Here is a 17,262-nt window from a genome sequence, read left to right as displayed (position 1 = left end):
CCCTCCTAGGCAGGCATGGCGGCGAGTTCGCCGCGCGCCTGCCGGAACACCTCGACGCTGCCCCAGATCGCGAGCGCGGCCATGATCGCCGCGACCGCGAGATCGGGCCAGCTTTTCCCGGTGCCGAAAACGCCGAGCGCCGCGCCCATCACCGCGATATTGCCGATTGCGTCGTTGCGCGAGCATATCCACACCGAGCGCATGTTCGCGTCGCCGGTGCGGTAGCGATAGAGCATCAGCGCCACCACGACATTGGCGGCGAGCGCGAGCGCGCCGATCAGCCCCATGGTTTCGGCGTGCGGCGCCGAGCCGCTGACGAAACCCCAGACCGCCGATCCGAACACCCATAGCCCGAAGACCAGCATCGTCCCCGCCTTCAGCAACGCGGCGCGCGCGCGCCAGGCGAGCGCCATGCCAGCGACGCCGAGGCTGATCGCATAATTGGCGCTGTCGCCGAGGAAATCGAGCGCGTCGGCCTGCAGCGCGCGCGAATCCGCCGCGACGCCCGCGACGATTTCGACGCCGAACATCGCGGCGTTGATGATGAGCGCGATCCAAAGGATACGCCGCCATGTGGGGTCATTGAGTGCGGTCTTGCCGCTTTTGCCGGCACAGCATTGATCGGCCACGTCGAAAGCTCCTGTTATCTTCGAGTCGGCACCCTATATGCACCCCGTAGCAACTACAGGGTCAAGCGATGAAAATCGGCGAACTGTCGCGGGCGACCGGGACCAATATCGAAACCATCCGCTATTACGAGCGCATCGGGCTGCTTCCCGCGCCCGATCGCACCGCTGCGAATTATCGCAGCTATGGCGATGCGCACCGGTCGCGGCTCAGCTTCGTGCGCCATTCGCGCGATCTGGGGTTTACGATTGAGGAAATCCGCTCACTGCTCGACCTGTCGGACGATCCGGCGCGCGACTGCAGCGAGGCCGACCGGATCGCTACGCGGCATCTGGAACAGGTGGAGGAAAAGATCGCGCAGCTTACGCTGCTTCGCGATGAGCTCACGCGCATCGTCGGGCGCTGCCGCGGGGGTGTTGCCGCCGATTGCCGCGTGATCGAGGCGCTCGGCGACCATAGCCACTGCGAAAGCGCACACTGATTTGGGAAAATAAGGTGGGACGATTCTGTTGCCCGGCTCGTCCCCAGCCGCTGGTATCCGATTCTGTTGCCCGGTTCGGTCCGAACCGCGTTCTATTTGTCTAACCTTAGGCCGTGAGGCTTATCGGTTAGGCAGCCAGAGCGAGTGCTTCGTTATCGTTAGCACCTATTGGTTTTGAGCCTTGAACGGGTTACTCAGCCCGGGCAAAAATATCGTCTTTGAACACACGTCGATCCTGGTTCGGCCCCGTCAGAAACCCGCGCGCCCATCAAAGAAACGCGGGTTTGTGGTGGAGCCGCCGGGTACTGCCCCCGGGTCCGCTGTGTCTATTCCACGACACCATTTATCACCATAGCCGGCCGAAACCGGCACGAGTGATATAGGGTGCCCGCGCGCCGATGGAAAGGGCGCGCGTGCAATTCATCGTGGATAGGTCACGCCTTCTTTCTCAGCTCGTCGCGGATTTCGGTAAGGATATCAATCTCGGTCGGGCCGGCAGGCGCCTCCTCGGCCGGCTTGATGAATTTGGCCGCTTGCCGCACCAGCAGGAACACCACGAAGGCGAGCAGGATGAAATTGATCACCGCGGTGACGAAGCTGCCGAGCGCCATCACATTCGCGCCCGTCGCCTTCGCCGCGGCCAACGTCATGCCCGCAGCCACCTTGTCGCCGCCCGACAGCACCAGATATTGATTGGTGAAATCGACCCCGCCGCCGGTGACGAAGCCGATGAAGGGCATCAGCACATCGTCGGTCAGCGACTTGACGATCGTCCCGAACGCCGCACCGATGATCACACCGACGGCCAGCCCCATCACATTGCCCTGGTTCAGGAATGCCTTGAAATCCTTGATCATGTACCAACCCCTTTGGTCGCTGCGCCTGTCATTCCAGACTGCATGACACGATTATCCGCGTCAATGATTGCGGGGTGCGAAGCGTCTTACTATATTAAACCAGTTGGCGCGGCGCCCTGCCGCGCGGAGGGAGTGTCCGACCATGACTTTGCGTTCCGCCCGTTGGTTGATTGTGCCCGTTGCCGCGATGTCGCTGTCCGCTTGCGGCATCAACAGCGTTCCCACCAAGGAAGAAGCCGCCAAAGCCAAGTGGGCGAATGTCGAAGCCGCGTATCAGCGCCGCGCCGACCTGATCCCCAATCTCGTCGAAACCGCCAAGGGTGCCTCGCAGATCGAGCAGTCGACGCTCGAAGGCGTGATCCAGGCGCGCGCCTCGGCGACGCAGGTCAAGCTCAGCACCGACGACCTCGAAGATCCCGCGAAGGTGCAGGCGTTCCAGCAAGCGCAGGGCAATGTGTCCGGCGCGCTCGGCCGCCTTCTTGCCACGGTCGAAGCCTACCCCGACCTCAAGAGCCAGGCGCGCTTCGCCGACCTGATGACCCAGCTTGAGGGCACCGAAAACCGGATCAACGTCTCGGTTCAGGATTATAATGGCGCGGTGCAGGATTATAACACGACGATCCGCACCTTCCCCGACATCATCGGCGCCAAGATCGTCCATGGCGCGCAGCCGATGACCCCCTACAAGGCGATCACGCCGAACGCCAACCAGGCGCCGAAGGTCGATTTCGGCAAATAAGGTGGCCCTGACCGCCCTTTTGCGTCCACTGGTAACAGCGGCCCTGACCGGGCTGCTGGTACTGGCGGGACCCGCCGCCGCGCAGACCTTTCCCAAGCTCGCGGGCAATCCGGTCGTCGATCAGGCTGACATCATCCCGGCGGCCGAGGAAGCGGCGCTCAACACGCAACTCCTCGAACTCGAGAAGACGACGGGGCACCAGCTTGTCGTCGCGACGGTCAGCGACCTCGAAGGCAATGATGTTTCGGAATATGGCTACAAGCTGGGCCGCGCCTGGGGGATCGGCGACGAAGCGAAGGACGACGGCGTCGTTTTCCTGATCGCGCCGAACGAGCGGCGGATGAATATCGCGGTCGGCCTCGGGCTCGAACCGGTGCTGACCGACGCGCTGTCGGGGCGGATCATCCGTGACGTCGTGACGCCAAAATTCAAGGCGGGCGACATGCCCGGCGGCATCCAGGATGGCGTCAATGCGATCGCGCAGCAGATCCAGCTGCCGCCCGAAGAGGCCGCGGCGCGGGCGGCCGCGGCGGATTCCGCCGAACGCGACCGCGCCAACGACGGCAATTTCGGCGGGCTTTTCTTCGTCGGCTTCATCATCCTGATCTTCTTCGTCCTGCCGATGCTCTCGCGCCTCGGGCGGCGGGGCAAGAAGCGGGGCAAGGGCCGGCCATGGGATGCGCCGATCATCATCTGGGGCGGCGGCGACGACGACCATTGGGGCGGCGGTGGCTGGGGCGGTGGCGGCGGTTCGTCATGGGGCGGCGGGGGCGGCGGCTTTGGCGGCTTCTCGGGCGGCGGCGGCTCCTTCGGGGGCGGCGGCGCCTCGGGCGGCTGGTAGGGGACGCAAGATATGCCACATAAAGTCAGCCATGTGAGCGAGGCCGATCACGACATCGTGACCGCGGCGGTCGCCGCGGCCGAGGCGCACACCAGCGGTGAGATCGTCACCGTCGTCGCGGCGAAGTCGAACGATTATGACGATGTCGCGCTCGTCTGGGCGAGCGTCATCGCGTTCATCGCGATGTCGGTGATCGCGCTGTTCCCCGAATTCTACCGCGGCGTGTACGACCGCCTGACCGGCGGCTGGGGGCACGATCTCACCGCCAATCAGTGGCTTGGAACGGTGATTGCCGTCGGCGTGCTCAAATGGATCGGCATGTGGCTGATATTGCTGTGGCGCCCCTTGCGGATGGCGCTGACCCCCCGCGCGATCAAGGCGCAGCGCGTCCGCGCGCGCGCGATCGACCTGTTCAAGGTCGGCACCGAGGCCAAGACGCTCGGCCGCACCGGCGTCCTCCTCTACCTCAGCCTGAAAGAGCATCGCGCCGACATCGTCGCCGACGAAGCGATCGCCGCGAAAGTCACCCCCGAAATCTGGGGCAATGCGATGGCCGCGCTGATCGAGCGCGTGCGCGTCGGCAAGCCCGGCGAAGGCATGGCCGAGGCGGTGCGCCAGATGGGCATCGTGCTCGCCGAACATTTCCCCAAGGGCGATGAAAATCCCAACGAACTTCCCGACCGCCTGATCGAGATTTAATCCCATCGTCATTGCGAGGGCCGAAGGCGCGTGGCAATCCAGAGCGGTGCAAGGCCGCTCTGGATTGCTTCCCCCGGCCTTCGCCGGGGTCACAATGACGATAAGGACAGATATGACCCGCCCCTCCCCCGACGCCCCCATCGAGACGCGATGGGAAGGCCGCTTCATCTCCGTCAAGCAGCAGGGGACGTGGGAATATGTCTCGCGCGCCCGCGGCATCCACGCCGCGGTGATCCTCGCGATCGACGAGGGCGCCGACGGCCGCCACGTCATCCTCGTCGAACAATATCGCGTGCCGCTAAAGGTGAATTGCCTTGAGCTGCCCGCAGGGCTGGTCGGCGACGACACCGCCGGCGAGGCATCGGAGATCGCGGCGCAGCGCGAACTCGAAGAAGAGACCGGCTATCGCGCCGACCATTGGCGTGTCGTCGGCGAATTCTACAGCTCGCCAGGCATGGTCAGCGAAAGCTTCACCTTGCTGATCGCGACCGGATTGACGAAGATAAGCGAAGGCGGCGGGGTCGATGGGGAGGATATCATCGTCCACCGTGTCCCGCTGAACAGCGTCGCCGATTTCGTCGCGGCAAAGCGCGCCGAAGGCTGCGGGATCGATGTACGCGTCGCGATGCTGCTGGCGGGCGGATTGCTGGGGAACCTCTAACCCGTTCGTGTCGAGCGAAGTCGAGACACCCCTCAGCCTTGCGCTACCCCGAGGGGCATCTCGACTTCGCTCGATGCGAACGGGATCTTTTGGAGAAAGCTAGCGCGCCCCGAAACGCCAGCGCAGCAACGGGCGCGCAAGCAGCAATCCGGCAAGGAACCCGCCGACATGCGCCCAGATCGCGACCGCGCCAAAACCGCCGCCGCCGGCGAAACCAAGCAGCAGCTGAAGCCCGATCCACGCCGCAGCGAGCCATAAAGCGCGCACCCAATGCCCCGGGATCGGTCCGATCGCGGGCGCCTGCGAGCGGCTGAAGATCAGCGCGTACACCGCGATCAGCGCCGAGATCGCGCCGCTGGCGCCGATCATCGGCACCGCCGACTGCGGGTCGGAAAGAAATTGCGCGAGCGCGCCGCCATAGGCGCCGGCGAGCAGCACCACCGCCATCGCCTTCGCCCCGAGCGGCGCTTCGAGCTGGCGCCCGATGAACAGCAGCACGATGACGTTGAAGACGATGTGCAGCACCCCGCCGTGCAGCAGGGCCGACGTCAGCGGGGTCAGGATGAAGGGCACCATCGTCCCCGGCGGAAGGATCAGCTCGTTACCGAAACGCGCAGGGATAAACCCCGCGCGCACGATCGCGTCGACCTGAAATCCCGTGATCGACAGCAGGACAAAGACGATGACGCAGACGAGCGCATAGCCCGTGACCAGCGGCGCTTCGTGCGGCTTCATCGTCAAAAACCCATCAGATGAATTCGATTTTCTTCACCAGATAATATTTATCGCCCGCGGGCACGGTGACTTCGATCTCGTCGTCGACGCGGCGGCCGATCAGCGCACGGCCGAGCGGCGAATTATAGCTGATCTTGCCATCCTTGGCGTCCGCCTCGGCCTGACCGACGATCTGATACTTCACCGGCTTGTCGTCCTCGTCGGCGAGCGTGACGGTCGCGCCGAACACGATGCGGTCGCCCGACAGCATCGTCGGGTCGATCACCTGCGCGCGCGACAATTTGTCTTCGAGGTCGCCGATCGTCGCTTCGACCTGGCCCTGACGCTCCTTCGCGGCGTGATATTCGGCATTTTCCGAAAGGTCGCCATGCGCGCGCGCTTCCTCGATCGCATCGACGATCAGCGGTCGCTCGGCTTTGAGCGCGGTGAGCTGCGTGCTCAGCTTCTCATAGCCTTCTGCCAGCATCGGCACCTTTTCAACGCTTGCCATTATCCTGTTGTCCTTCGTCAATAATCCAGCGCCAGCGAAGTTTCGCCGGGCGGCTGCGCCGCTGATCCGTCAATGTCGGGGGGTGGAGCGGTGGTTCAATAATAGTCCTGAAGCGGCTTCACTTCAAGAGAGTGCGAGCGGAGCGCCCCGATCGCCTGCGTCGATGCATCACTCGCAGCAGCCGTCGTGTAGTAGGCGATATCGGCCGCCAACGCCGACGCGCGGATCGATTGCGAGTCCTGCAGGCTCTGCCAGCCTTCGGTCGTGTTGAAGATCAGCTGGACGTCGCCATCCTTGATCCGGTCGACGATATGCGGGCGGCCTTCGGCAACCTTGTTGACGCGCTCGACCTCGATGCCCTGCTCGATCAGATAGTCGGCGGTGCCGCCGGTCGCGATCACCTTCCAGCCCCAGTCGGTCAGCTGCTTCACCGCGCCGATGATGCGCGGCTTGTCGCTGTCCTTGACCGACACGAAGACGCGGCCCTCGGTCGGCAGGCGGTCGCCCGCGCCGAGCTGCGCCTTGGCAAAGGCAAGGTTGAAATTGCTGTCGATTCCCATGACTTCGCCGGTGGACTTCATCTCAGGACTCAGCACGGGATCGGTGCCGGGGAAGCGCGCGAAGGGGAAGACCGCTTCCTTCACCGCGACATGCGCGATGTCGCGGTTGATCTTCGGCAGGTCGGCGAGTTTTTCGCCCGCCATCACGCGCGCCGCGATCTTGGCGATCGGCGAACCGACGGCCTTGGCAACGAAGGGCACCGTGCGGCTGGCGCGCGGGTTGACCTCGATCAGATAAACCTCGTCGCCCTTGACCGCGAACTGGATGTTCATCAGCCCGCGGACTTCGAGCGCGCGCGCCAGCGCTTCGGTCTGGCGCTCGATTTCGGCGACGATGTCGGCCGACAGGCTGTACGGCGGGATCGAGCAGGCGCTGTCGCCCGAATGAACCCCGGCTTCCTCGATATGCTGGAGCACGCCCGCGACGACGACGTCAGTGCCGTCGCACAAAGCATCGACGTCGACCTCGATCGCGTCGCGCAGATAGCGGTCGATCAGAACGGGGCTGTCGCCCGACACCTGCACCGCGGTCTCGATATAATTTTCGAGCTGCGCCTGATCGTCGACGATCTCCATCGCGCGGCCGCCAAGCACATAGCTCGGGCGCGTCAGCACCGGATAACCGATGCGCGCCGCGACCGCCACGGCTTCCTCGCGGCTGCGCGCGATGCCGTTTTCGGGCTGTTTCAGGCCGAGCTTGTTAACCAGCGCCGCGAACCGCTCGCGGTCTTCGGCGAGGTCGATCGCGTCGGGCGAGGTGCCGAGGATCGGGATACCTGCGTCCGAAAGCGCCTGCGCGAGCTTCAGCGGCGTCTGCCCGCCGAACTGGACGATCACCCCGACGAGTTCGCCCTTCGACATTTCGACGTGGAGGATTTCGAGGACGTCCTCGGCGGTCAGCGGCTCGAAATAGAGGCGGTCCGACGTGTCATAATCGGTCGAAACCGTCTCCGGGTTGCAGTTGATCATGATCGTTTCATAGCCCGCCTCTTCGAGCGCGAAGCAGGCGTGGCAGCAGCAATAGTCGAACTCGATCCCCTGCCCGATCCGGTTCGGACCACCGCCGAGAATGACGACCTTTTTGCGGTCGCTCGGGTTCGCCTCGCACTCGGGCTCGCCGAAGGTCGGGGCTTCGTAGGTCGAATAAAGATACGGCGTCTTTGCAGCGAATTCGGCGGCGCAGGTGTCGATCGTCTTGAACACCGGACGCACGCCGAGCTTGTGGCGCAGCGCGCGCACTTCGGCCTCGGTGACGCCGCCGGTCATCGCCTTCACCGCTTCGTGGATCAGGCCCGAACCGCGCGCAGTCGCGCGCTTCGAGCCGGGGCGCAGGTTCGCCGACTGGAGCGCGAGATAGGCGAGGCGCTTGTCGGAGAAGCCCATGGCTTTGAGTTTGCGGAGCCCTTCGGCGTCGCGCGGCAGGCCGTTTTCGCACACATCCTGTTCGGCAGCCACGATCTCGGCGATGCGTTCGAGGAACCACATGTCGTAACCCGCGACGCGGTTGATCTCGGTGAGCGGAAGCCCCTCGCGGATCGCCTGCGCGGCGTTGAGCAGCCGGTCGGGGGTGCGCTTCGCGAGTTCGCTGCGGAGCTGGTCGTGCGTCGCACCCTTGAGGCGGTCGACGAAGTTGAAGCCGCTAAGACCCGTCTCCAGCCCGCGCAGCGCCTTTTGCAAAGACTCATGGATCGTGCGGCCGATCGCCATGACCTCGCCGACCGACTTCATCGCGGTCGACAGCGTCGCCTCGGCGCCCTTGAACTTTTCAAAGGCGAAGCGCGGGATCTTGGTGACGACATAGTCGATCGTCGGCTCGAACGACGCGGGGGTGACCCCGGTGATGTCGTTCATGATCTCGTCGAGCGTGTAGCCGACCGCGAGCTTCGCAGCGACCTTGGCGATCGGGAAGCCCGTCGCCTTCGACGCGAGCGCTGACGAACGCGACACGCGCGGGTTCATCTCGATCACGATCAGGCGGCCGTCCTTGGGATTGACCGCGAACTGGACGTTCGACCCGCCCGTTTCGACCCCGATCTCGCGCAGCACCGCGATGCTCGCGTTGCGCATGATCTGATATTCCTTGTCGGTCAGCGTCAGCGCCGGCGCGACGGTGATCGAATCGCCCGTGTGGACGCCCATGGGATCGACATTTTCGATCGAGCAGATGATGATGCAATTGTCCTTGCGGTCGCGCACCACCTCCATCTCATATTCTTTCCAGCCGAGGAGCGATTCCTCGATCAGGACTTCGGTGGTCGGCGAGGCGATCAGGCCGCCGCGGACGATATGTTCGAATTCCTCGCGGTTATACGCGATGCCGCCGCCGGTGCCGCCCATGGTAAAGCTGGGGCGGATGATCGACGGCAGGCCGGTGCGTTCGAGCACCGCGAACGCCTCGTCGAGCGTGTGCGCAATGCCCGAGCGCGCACTTTCCAGCCCGATCTTGTCCATCGCGTCGCGGAACTTGATCCGGTCCTCGGCCTTGTCGATCGCCTCGGCATCGGCGCCGATCATCTCGACGCCATATTTCTCCAGCGTCCCGTCGTTGAACAACGCCAGCGCGGTGTTGAGCGCGGTCTGTCCGCCCATCGTCGGCAGCACCGCGTCGGGGCGTTCCTTCGCGATGATCTTCGCGACGATCTCGGGCGTGATCGGCTCCACGTACGTCGCGTCGGCGAGGTCGGGATCGGTCATGATCGTCGCCGGGTTGGAGTTGACGAGGACGATGCGATAGCCCTCCTCCTTCAGCGCCTTGATCGCCTGCGTCCCCGAATAGTCGAACTCGCACGCCTGACCGATAACGATCGGGCCGGCGCCGATGACGAGGATGGATTGGATGTCAGTTCTTTTGGGCATACAAACTCTTAAAAGATGAGGAATCTACATCGGCAACCCGACCAATTCCGGCACCAAATGAAAATGAAACAGTTTTCCGAACGCAATCAACAAGTTCGAAATCGTTGAGCTTTCGAATTGGGTTATTCGTTTTTACGGGAACGGAAACATATTCGTGATGAGTCCAACCGTGATCGACTAAGAATCTTGCCTCGCCGCATCTCGACAAAGCCTGAAGCAGCAGATCAGCAGATCCGACTTTTAGCAAAGCATCGTCGGTCGCCACGGCTCCCTTTATTGGTCCGCCAGACAAATCCTCGATCCAAAAGGTAAGAAGGTCATTCCCGCTATCAAACGCCTTGTCGTATTTTGCGATGTTGTCGTCCCTCGTCGCCTTTTCCGCAGCCGGCGCGCAGCCAGCCAAGACGACTGGAAAAACAGCAAGCTGAAGAGGCGCAGCAAGCCTCACTTCAGCCCACCAACAAACTTCTCGAACAGATAGAAGCTGTCCTGCGGCCCCGGGCTCGCCTCGGGGTGATATTGCACACTGAATGCGTTCTTGCCCGTGATCGCGATGCCGCAGTTCGATCCGTCGAACAGGCTCTTGTGCGTCTCGACCACGCCGGCGGGCAGCGTCGCGGCGTCGACCGCGAAGCCGTGGTTCATGCTGGTGATCTCGACGACGCCATCTTCCGCACGCTGCACCGGATGGTTCGCGCCGCGATGGCCCTGATGCATCTTCACCGTCTTCGCGCCCGCCGCGATGCCCAGCATCTGGTGACCGAGGCAGATGCCGAAGATCGGCACGTCGCGCTCGAGCAGCCCCCGGATCACCGGCACCGCATAGTCGCCCGTCGCCGCGGGGTCGCCGGGACCGTTCGAGAGGAACACGCCCGCGGGTTTGTGCCCCAGCACCTCGTCGAGGCTCGCGGTCGCGGGCACCACGGTGACGCGCGCGCCGGCTTTCACGAGGTTGCGGAAGATATTGTCCTTCGCGCCATAGTCGATCGCGACGACATGCGGCCGCTCGCCGCCTTCTTCGGTCGCATAGCCATGGCCCAGCGTCCACGCGCCGCCGGTCCAGTCGCCGGTGTCGGTGCGGCTGACCGCCTTCGCAAGGTCCATGCCCTCAAGCCCCGCCCACCCGCGCGCCTTGGCGAGCAGCTCGTCCACGTCGAACTTGCCGTCGGGGCTATGCGCGATCACGCCGTTCGGCGCACCCGCATCGCGGATGCGGCGCGTCAGCGCGCGCGTGTCGATGCCCGCAAGCCCGATGACTCCCTGTTCGATCATCCACTCGGGCAAGGTCTGCACACTGCGGAAGTTGCTGGGTTGCGTCGGCAGCTCGCGCGTGATGGCGCCAAGCGCGCCATGCACGCCGCGCTCCATATCCTCGGGGTTCGCGCCGACATTGCCGATGTGCGGGAAGGTGAAGGTGACGATCTGCCCCGCGTAGGAGGGGTCGGTCAGGATTTCCTGATAGCCCGTCATCGACGTGTTGAAACAAATCTCGCCCACCGCGGCGCCCGCAGCGCCATAGCCGACGCCCCACAGGATCGTGCCATCGGCAAGGACGAGGACGCCAGTCGCGCCAGATGGCTGGCTTTTGGGCGCGGCAGAGGGGTTGGCAGGTGCCATTCAACATGCTCCGGACGGGGGGCTAAACGGCCGACCAAGTAGGAGGCAAAAAAGTGATTCACAAGCTATCGGATTAGGAAACTTCTCGCTAGAGAGGGCCTTTCCGAAATTTGCAGCGCATGGGGACACGCATGATTCGTGACGACATCAAGGCTGCGCAGGTCGCCGCGATGAAAGCCGGCGACAAGGCGCGGCTCGGCACCATCCGGCTGATGCTGGCCAAGATCAAGGACAAGGACATCGAGCTCCGCACCGGCACCGCGCCGGCCGACGACGATGTGCTCGTCACCGACGTGCTCCAGAAAATGGTCAAGCAGCGCCGCGAATCGATCACCATGTACGAACAGGGCGGCCGCCAGGAACTCGCCGACATCGAGGCGGCCGAAGTCGTCGTGATCGAGGATTTCCTGCCCGCGCAGCTTAGCGACGATGAGGCGACGGCGGCGATCAAGGCGATCGTGGTGGAGCTTGGCGCCGAGAGCCTGAAGGATATGGGCAAGGTAATGGCGGCGGTGAAGGACCGGCTTGGGAGCCAGCTCGATATGAGCAAGGCGAGCGGGTGGGTTAAGGCGGCGCTCTCCTGAGACATGCCCTCCCCTAACCCCTCCCGCAAGCGGGAGGGGGACTGGTCGGCCGCGAGCGTATATTTTCCCCTCCCGCTTGCGGGAGGGGTCGGGGGAGGGTCTGTTTGGACAAGGGCTACAAACGACCGACGATGCGCTCCCGCGAGCTGAGGCTGAACGCCACTGACGCGGAACGGAAGCTTTGGGCCCAGCTCAGCGCTCGCAAGATAGCCGGTGTCCGCTTCAATCGCCAATTTCCGATCGGCCCGTTCATTTGCGATTTCGTCTCGCGGTCGGTCAAACTCGTCATCGAAGTCGATGGCGGGCAACACGCGGTTGATGTAGAAAAAGACCAAGCCCGCACGGCCTATTTGGAAGCACAGGGATATCGAGTGATCCGGTTCTGGAACAATGATGTGCTGGACCGGATCGAGGGCGTCGTGAGCGAGATCGAGGCTGATCTGGAAACATGCCCTCCCCCGACCCCTCCCATAAATGGGAGGGGAGTTTAAGTGACCCTCACCCCGCAATGGCTGGACGAATTGCGATCGCGGATCACGCTGTCGACCCTCATCGGGCGGACGGTGAAGGTCACGCGTGCGGGCCGCGAATACAAAGCCTGCTGCCCCTTCCATAACGAGAAGACCCCCAGCTTCACGATCAACGACGAAAAGGGCTTCTATCACTGCTTCGGCTGCTCGGCGCATGGCGATGCGATCCGCTGGATGACCGACCAGCGCGGCCTCAGCTTCATGGACGCGGTGAAGGAGCTTGCCGCCGAGGCCGGGATGGAGGTCCCCGCCGCCGACCCGCGCGCCGCGAAAAAGGCCGAGGAGGCTGCCAGCCTGCGCGATGTCGTGCAGGGCGCCGCCGACTGGTTCACGCAGCAGCTCGGCAGCAGCAACGGCGCCCCCGCGCGCGAATATCTGGCCAAGCGCGGGATTTCGGAGACGACGCGCAAAGCCTTCGGTTTCGGCCTCGCGCCCGAGAGCCGCAGCGCGCTGAAAGAGGCGCTCAAGAAATTTCCGACCGCGATGCTCGTCGAATCGGGGATGCTGATCGCGGTCGACGACAAGGAACCCTACGACCGTTTCCGTGGCCGCCTGATGATCCCGATCCGCGATGCGCGCGGGCGCGTGATCGCGTTCGGCGGGCGCATATTGGGCGACGGCGAGCCCAAATATCTGAACTCGCCCGACACGCCGCTCTTCGACAAGGGCCGCGTCCTCTATAATCTCGACAAAGCGAGCCCGGCGTCACGGCAGACGAACCGGATCATAGTCGTCGAAGGCTATATGGACGTGATCGCACTCGCCGAGGCGGGGATCGCCGACGCCGTCGCACCGCTCGGCACCGCGCTGACCGAGGCGCAGCTTGGGCTGATCTGGCGGATGGTGCCGGTGCCGGTGCTGTGTTTCGACGGCGATGCCGCGGGGCAGAAGGCGGCGATGCGCGCCGCGATGCGCGCGCTGCCCCTGCTCCGCCCGGGCTTCAGCCTTGCCTTCGCAACGCTGCCGGCGGGGCAGGATCCCGACGATATCGTGCGTGCGCGCGGTGCGGAGGGGTTCAACGCGATCCTGAGCGAAACGCAGCCGCTCGTCGAGCGCCTCTGGGCGCATGAGGTCGCGGCGGGGCCGCTCGCGACCCCCGAGGAACGCGCCGCGCTCAAGACGCGCCTCCTCGCGCATGCCGATGCAATCGAGGACGCCGACGTCCGCCACCATTATCGCGAGGCGTTCCGCGAGCGGCTCGATATGCTGTTCGCGCGCAAACAGCCCGAGCGCGCGCAGCGCCAGCCATGGACGCCGAATCCGCCGCGCGGGGGCGGCAATCGCCGCTTTGGTCCCGACCCGCGATTGCAACCTCCGGCCGACGAGACGCGTTCCATCGGGCAGGCCGGGATTTCGGCGCCTTATGTCGCGGCGTTGATCGGCGGATTGCTGCGTTACCCCGAAGCGCTTCGGCGCAACGAGGAGGCGCTGACGCGGCTGCCGGTGAGCGATTCAGGCGACGCCGAACTGCTCGGCGTAATGCTTGACAGCGCAATGCGTCAGGAAGGGCTTGATTGCGAGGGGTTGCTTGCCATATTGGAGCCAATGAAAGTGTATAATAGGGCGATGACATTGCTCAGAGCCGACGGAATGCACTTCTCGTTCAATCGCAGGCTGGAAAGCAAGGAAGAGGCCGCAGCGGCGCGGGAAACGGCGCTTCGCGACCTTGACGAATATATCGGCGTGCTGGTGACCCAGCCCGAAATCCGGGAGCGGCTTGCCGAAGCCACCGCGGATTTCCAGCGCACGATGGACGACGAAGGATTCGCGCGGCAGCAGAAGCTGTCCGCCATGGATAAAGAATTGACCCGCCGCCTGGCTGCGCTGTCCGAAGACAGCAACCAGAGCTGAACGATTACGCCCTTAGGCAGGAACCACGAATGGCCACCAAAAGCACCGCCGACACCGATACCGACACCGACAGCCCGCTGATCGACCTCAACGAGGCCGACGTCAAAAAGCTGATCGCGCGCGGCAAGAAGCGCGGTTACCTGACCTATGACGAGCTGAATGCGGCGCTGCCGCAGGACGAGATGTCGTCCGAGCAGATCGAGGATATCATGTCGGCGATCTCCGACATGGGCATCAACATCGTCGAAAGCGACGAGGATGTGCAGGAAGAGGCCGACCAGGAGCCCGACGACGAAGTCGACGTCAGCGCCGGCACCGGTTCGGTTTCGAACCCCGCGATCGAAAAGAAGAAGGAAACGGTCGATCGCACCGACGATCCCGTTCGCATGTACCTGCGCGAAATGGGCGCGGTCGAATTGCTCAGCCGCGAAGGCGAAATCGCGATCGCGAAGCGCATCGAGGCCGGCCGCGACACGATGATCCTCGGGCTTTGCGAAAGCCCGCTGACCTTCAACGCGATCATCGACTGGTCGACCGCGCTGAACAATGGCGACATGCAGCTGCGCGAGATCGTCGACCTCGAAGCGATGCTGTCGAAGGACCCGGCGCCCGAGAATCTTGAGGAAGAAGGCGCCGACGACAACGGCGAAATCAGTGAGAAGACCGCCGGCGTTTCGTTCAAGGACGAGGACGAGGTCGAGGAAGAACCCGCGGCCGACGGCGACGACGAGGATGGCGAAGGCTCATCGGGCAAGCGCGAAAGCTTCGAAGAGGATGAGGAAGACAACACCCTCAGCCTCGCGGCGATGGAAGAGCTGCTGAAGCCCGACGCGCTCGAAAAGTTCGCGAACATCACCAAGAGCTTCAAGGCCTTCTCGAAGCTGCAGGAAGCGCGCCTCGAAGCGCTCTCGGGCGGCGAGGAATTCCCCGCGGCGTCGGAAAAGAAGTACCACAAGCTGCGCGAGGAACTCACCGCGCAGGTCGAGAGCGTGCAGTTCCACGGCACCAAGATCGAATATCTCGTCGACCAGCTCTACAGCTATAACCGCCGTCTGACCGCACTCGGCGGCCAGATGCTGCGCCTCGCCGAGCGCCACAAGGTGCCGCGCAAGTCGTTCCTCGACAATTATGTCGGGCGCGAGCTCGAAGAAAACTGGATCGAGAGCGTCAGCGGGCTCGACAAGAAATGGGCCGCCTTCGCCGAGAATGAAGCCGGCGCGGTCGACCGCATTCGCATCGAGATTTCGGAAATCGCGCAAGCCGCGGGCATGAGCCTGACCGAATTCCGCCGCGTCGTGAACATGGTCCAGAAGGGCGAGCGCGAAGCGCGCATCGCCAAGAAGGAAATGGTCGAGGCGAATTTGCGCCTCGTGATTTCGATCGCCAAGAAGTACACGAACCGCGGCCTGCAGTTCCTCGACCTGATCCAGGAAGGCAATATCGGCCTGATGAAGGCGGTCGATAAGTTCGAGTATCGCCGCGGCTACAAATTCTCGACCTATGCGACCTGGTGGATTCGTCAGGCGATCACCCGCTCGATCGCCGATCAGGCGCGCACGATCCGCATCCCGGTCCATATGATCGAGACGATCAACAAGCTGGTCCGGTGCAGCCGCCAGTTCCTCCATGAGAGCGGCCGCGAGCCGACCCCGGAGGAAATGGCCGAGCGTCTGTCGATGCCGCTCGAAAAGGTCCGCAAGGTGATGAAGATCGCCAAGGAGCCGATCAGCCTCGAAACGCCGATCGGCGACGAGGAAGACAGCCACCTCGGCGATTTCATCGAGGACAAAAATGCGGTCATCCCCGTCGACGCCGCGGTGCAGTCGAACCTCAAGGAAACGGTCACGCGAGTTCTGGCGTCGCTTACGCCGCGTGAGGAGCGCGTGCTTCGCATGCGCTTCGGCATCGGGATGAACACCGATCACACGCTGGAGGAAGTCGGCCAGCAGTTCAGCGTGACGCGCGAACGCATCCGCCAGATCGAGGCGAAGGCGCTCCGCAAGCTGAAGCACCCGTCGCGCAGCCGCAAGATGCGCAGCTTCCTCGACCAGTAAGGCCGAAGACGGCGAAATTTGAGGGGCGGTCCGGTAACGGGCCGCCCCTTTTCCATGCCTTTGCGAGATTGGAAGCCGTCGCTGCTTCACCTCCTTCGTCATCCCGGACTTGATCCGGGATCCCGCTTTTTGAGCCACCGACTGGCTTCGACTTCAAGCTGGACCCCGGATCAAGTCCGGGGTGACGATGATTGATAAGTCCCTTCAGGTTGAGACCAGCCACGCCCAAATGCTGCGCTGCACAATTTTTTTGCTCCTTGATCTTTTAATCTTCATATTTGCCCACCAGATAGCGCTCGTTACGCGATGCGGGGGCTTCATCAGCCGTTCAGGCGCCACCCATCAAATGGCAATCATTCCCACAAGATGGGATTGATTCACGATCCAGAGCAGGCCGCCCAACGCGGCTGATATAAAAAAGCTCGGAAATCTGGGGCTCGCAAAAATTGGCACGACCTTTGCGATGCATTCGGCATCGGCGCGGGGCAGTGCCTGCAGCCAAAGGGAAAGACAAAAAAGATGGAAAACGAAACCACCAACCTCTTCCGCCGCCGCGATACCTTCTTCGGTATCTGCGAGGCCGTTGGCCAGGATTTTGGCTTCAACCCGCTGTGGCTGCGCCTCGCCTTCGTCGCGCCGCTCTTCTTCTTCCCGGTCCAGACCTTCATCGGCTATTTCGCCCTTGGCCTGGTCGTCCTTGCATCGCGCCTGATCTTCCCCGCCAAGGCGGCGGTCCAGCCCGCGCCGAACGCGATCGACGTCGCCGCGCCGCAGGCTGAAAAAGCCGGGGAACTCGCCCTCGCAGCTTAAGCGGAACGGCCGGACGCTCTCTCCCTCCAAGTCCGGCCAACCCCGTCCTTTATGGCGTCCACTGGCGCCATAGATGGGACCGGCAAGCTTCTCCCCGGGGCTTGCCGGTCCCTTTGCTTTTTTGTTCCCGATTGCCTTGATCCCCGAGCGCTTTTGTCCCCGGCTGGAACAAACATGGGCAAATCGGAGGCAAATCAATCGCCGCGCATAAACGCGTCGTTTACGACGTTGATCTATGACCGATCGCTGTAATTCCATTGGCTTGGGCTC

The 17,262-nt window shown here is 63.5% G+C and carries 17 protein-coding genes and 1 other RNA gene; 10 read left to right on the top strand and 8 right to left on the bottom strand.

The annotated features are described in order from the left end of the window. Window positions 1–5: 5 nt before the first annotated feature. Entirely contained in the window at window positions 6–629 is a 624-nt protein-coding gene (locus tag ACTJI5_RS10360) for a cation transporter (RefSeq protein WP_440860232.1), read from the bottom strand. 68 nt (window positions 630–697) lie between these two features. On the opposite strand from ACTJI5_RS10360, the gene ACTJI5_RS10355 reads away from it, so the two are divergent. After that, window positions 698–1,108, top strand: coding sequence for a MerR family transcriptional regulator (locus ACTJI5_RS10355; RefSeq protein WP_056369136.1), 411 nt, complete (start codon window positions 698–700; stop codon window positions 1,106–1,108). A 52-nt stretch (window positions 1,109–1,160) separates the two neighbouring features. On the opposite strand, the gene ssrA is transcribed toward ACTJI5_RS10355, so the two are convergent. Then, window positions 1,161–1,517, bottom strand: a transfer-messenger RNA (tmRNA) gene (gene ssrA / locus ACTJI5_RS10350). Between the two features lie 25 nt (window positions 1,518–1,542). Then, on the bottom strand, window positions 1,543–1,965 hold the full coding sequence (mscL, locus tag ACTJI5_RS10345) for a large conductance mechanosensitive channel protein MscL (RefSeq protein ID WP_310255329.1): 423 nt from the start codon (window positions 1,963–1,965) through the stop codon (window positions 1,543–1,545). A gap of 142 nt (window positions 1,966–2,107) precedes the next feature. Between mscL and ACTJI5_RS10340 the strand changes: the two genes are divergently transcribed. The 4 genes from ACTJI5_RS10340 (at window position 2,108) to ACTJI5_RS10325 (ending at window position 4,905) form a co-directional block, all read left to right on the top strand. Then, window positions 2,108–2,704, top strand: a complete 597-nt coding sequence (locus ACTJI5_RS10340) for a LemA family protein (RefSeq protein WP_058537221.1) — start codon at window positions 2,108–2,110, stop codon at window positions 2,702–2,704. A gap of 7 nt (window positions 2,705–2,711) precedes the next feature. Next, complete coding sequence (locus ACTJI5_RS10335) at window positions 2,712–3,545, top strand: TPM domain-containing protein (RefSeq protein ID WP_440860329.1); 834 nt, start codon at window positions 2,712–2,714, stop codon at window positions 3,543–3,545. Window positions 3,546–3,557: 12 nt separating this feature from the next. Further along, on the top strand, window positions 3,558–4,244 hold the full coding sequence (locus tag ACTJI5_RS10330) for a TPM domain-containing protein (protein ID WP_440860231.1): 687 nt from the start codon (window positions 3,558–3,560) through the stop codon (window positions 4,242–4,244). 112 nt (window positions 4,245–4,356) lie between these two features. Beyond that, window positions 4,357–4,905 (top strand): NUDIX hydrolase, encoded by a 549-nt coding sequence (locus tag ACTJI5_RS10325; protein WP_440860230.1) that lies wholly within the window; start codon window positions 4,357–4,359, stop codon window positions 4,903–4,905. Between the two features lie 99 nt (window positions 4,906–5,004). Here the strand turns inward: ACTJI5_RS10325 and ACTJI5_RS10320 are convergent, their stop codons facing one another. The 5 genes from ACTJI5_RS10320 to carA form a co-directional block, all read right to left on the bottom strand. Next, on the bottom strand, window positions 5,005–5,640 hold the full coding sequence (locus ACTJI5_RS10320; RefSeq protein ID WP_058537224.1) for a rhomboid family intramembrane serine protease: 636 nt from the start codon (window positions 5,638–5,640) through the stop codon (window positions 5,005–5,007). Window positions 5,641–5,653: 13 nt separating this feature from the next. Further along, a complete protein-coding gene (gene greA, locus ACTJI5_RS10315; RefSeq protein WP_310255326.1) occupies window positions 5,654–6,130 on the bottom strand; it encodes a transcription elongation factor GreA in 477 nt (158 codons plus the stop codon). A 95-nt stretch (window positions 6,131–6,225) separates the two neighbouring features. Beyond that, window positions 6,226–9,546, bottom strand: a complete 3,321-nt coding sequence (gene carB / locus ACTJI5_RS10310) for a carbamoyl-phosphate synthase large subunit (protein WP_440860229.1) — start codon at window positions 9,544–9,546, stop codon at window positions 6,226–6,228. Next, entirely contained in the window at window positions 9,530–9,994 is a 465-nt protein-coding gene (locus tag ACTJI5_RS10305) for a hypothetical protein (protein ID WP_440860228.1), read from the bottom strand. Before ACTJI5_RS10305 ends, carB begins: the two co-directional genes overlap by 17 nt. Next, entirely contained in the window at window positions 9,991–11,163 is a 1,173-nt protein-coding gene (gene carA, locus ACTJI5_RS10300) for a glutamine-hydrolyzing carbamoyl-phosphate synthase small subunit (RefSeq protein WP_440860227.1), read from the bottom strand. Before carA ends, ACTJI5_RS10305 begins: the two co-directional genes overlap by 4 nt. Window positions 11,164–11,294: 131 nt before the next feature. Between carA and ACTJI5_RS10295 the strand changes: the two genes are divergently transcribed. From ACTJI5_RS10295 to ACTJI5_RS10275, 5 genes are all read left to right on the top strand, one after another. Next, window positions 11,295–11,747 (top strand): GatB/YqeY domain-containing protein, encoded by a 453-nt coding sequence (locus ACTJI5_RS10295; RefSeq protein ID WP_037516313.1) that lies wholly within the window; start codon window positions 11,295–11,297, stop codon window positions 11,745–11,747. A 104-nt stretch (window positions 11,748–11,851) separates the two neighbouring features. Beyond that, window positions 11,852–12,238 (top strand): endonuclease domain-containing protein, encoded by a 387-nt coding sequence (locus tag ACTJI5_RS10290; protein ID WP_440860226.1) that lies wholly within the window; start codon window positions 11,852–11,854, stop codon window positions 12,236–12,238. Next, complete coding sequence (gene dnaG / locus ACTJI5_RS10285; RefSeq protein ID WP_440860225.1) at window positions 12,239–14,128, top strand: DNA primase; 1,890 nt, start codon at window positions 12,239–12,241, stop codon at window positions 14,126–14,128. A 29-nt stretch (window positions 14,129–14,157) separates the two neighbouring features. Further along, on the top strand, window positions 14,158–16,182 hold the full coding sequence (gene rpoD / locus ACTJI5_RS10280; protein WP_058537231.1) for an RNA polymerase sigma factor RpoD: 2,025 nt from the start codon (window positions 14,158–14,160) through the stop codon (window positions 16,180–16,182). A 519-nt stretch (window positions 16,183–16,701) separates the two neighbouring features. Continuing rightward, complete coding sequence (locus ACTJI5_RS10275) at window positions 16,702–16,992, top strand: PspC domain-containing protein (RefSeq protein ID WP_058537232.1); 291 nt, start codon at window positions 16,702–16,704, stop codon at window positions 16,990–16,992. Window positions 16,993–17,262: the final 270 nt, after the last annotated feature.

The organism is Sphingopyxis sp. 22461 (assembly GCF_052044915.1).
Taxonomy (GTDB): domain Bacteria; phylum Pseudomonadota; class Alphaproteobacteria; order Sphingomonadales; family Sphingomonadaceae; genus Sphingopyxis.
This window is presented reverse-complemented; position numbering and strand designations above follow the sequence as displayed.

Coding starts and splice junctions, on each gene's coding strand:
- ACTJI5_RS10275 (WP_058537232.1), top strand. CDS start 16,702: ATGGAAAACGAAACCACCAACCTCTTCCGCCGCCGCGATACCTTCTTC.
- ACTJI5_RS10320 (WP_058537224.1), bottom strand. CDS start 5,640: ATGAAGCCGCACGAAGCGCCGCTGGTCACGGGCTATGCGCTCGTCTGC.
- rpoD (WP_058537231.1), top strand. CDS start 14,158: ATGGCCACCAAAAGCACCGCCGACACCGATACCGACACCGACAGCCCG.
- ACTJI5_RS10295 (WP_037516313.1), top strand. CDS start 11,295: ATGATTCGTGACGACATCAAGGCTGCGCAGGTCGCCGCGATGAAAGCC.
- carB (WP_440860229.1), bottom strand. CDS start 9,546: ATGCCCAAAAGAACTGACATCCAATCCATCCTCGTCATCGGCGCCGGC.
- ACTJI5_RS10325 (WP_440860230.1), top strand. CDS start 4,357: ATGACCCGCCCCTCCCCCGACGCCCCCATCGAGACGCGATGGGAAGGC.
- ACTJI5_RS10355 (WP_056369136.1), top strand. CDS start 698: ATGAAAATCGGCGAACTGTCGCGGGCGACCGGGACCAATATCGAAACC.
- mscL (WP_310255329.1), bottom strand. CDS start 1,965: ATGATCAAGGATTTCAAGGCATTCCTGAACCAGGGCAATGTGATGGGG.
- greA (WP_310255326.1), bottom strand. CDS start 6,130: ATGGCAAGCGTTGAAAAGGTGCCGATGCTGGCAGAAGGCTATGAGAAG.
- ACTJI5_RS10330 (WP_440860231.1), top strand. CDS start 3,558: ATGCCACATAAAGTCAGCCATGTGAGCGAGGCCGATCACGACATCGTG.
- ACTJI5_RS10340 (WP_058537221.1), top strand. CDS start 2,108: ATGACTTTGCGTTCCGCCCGTTGGTTGATTGTGCCCGTTGCCGCGATG.
- carA (WP_440860227.1), bottom strand. CDS start 11,163: ATGGCACCTGCCAACCCCTCTGCCGCGCCCAAAAGCCAGCCATCTGGC.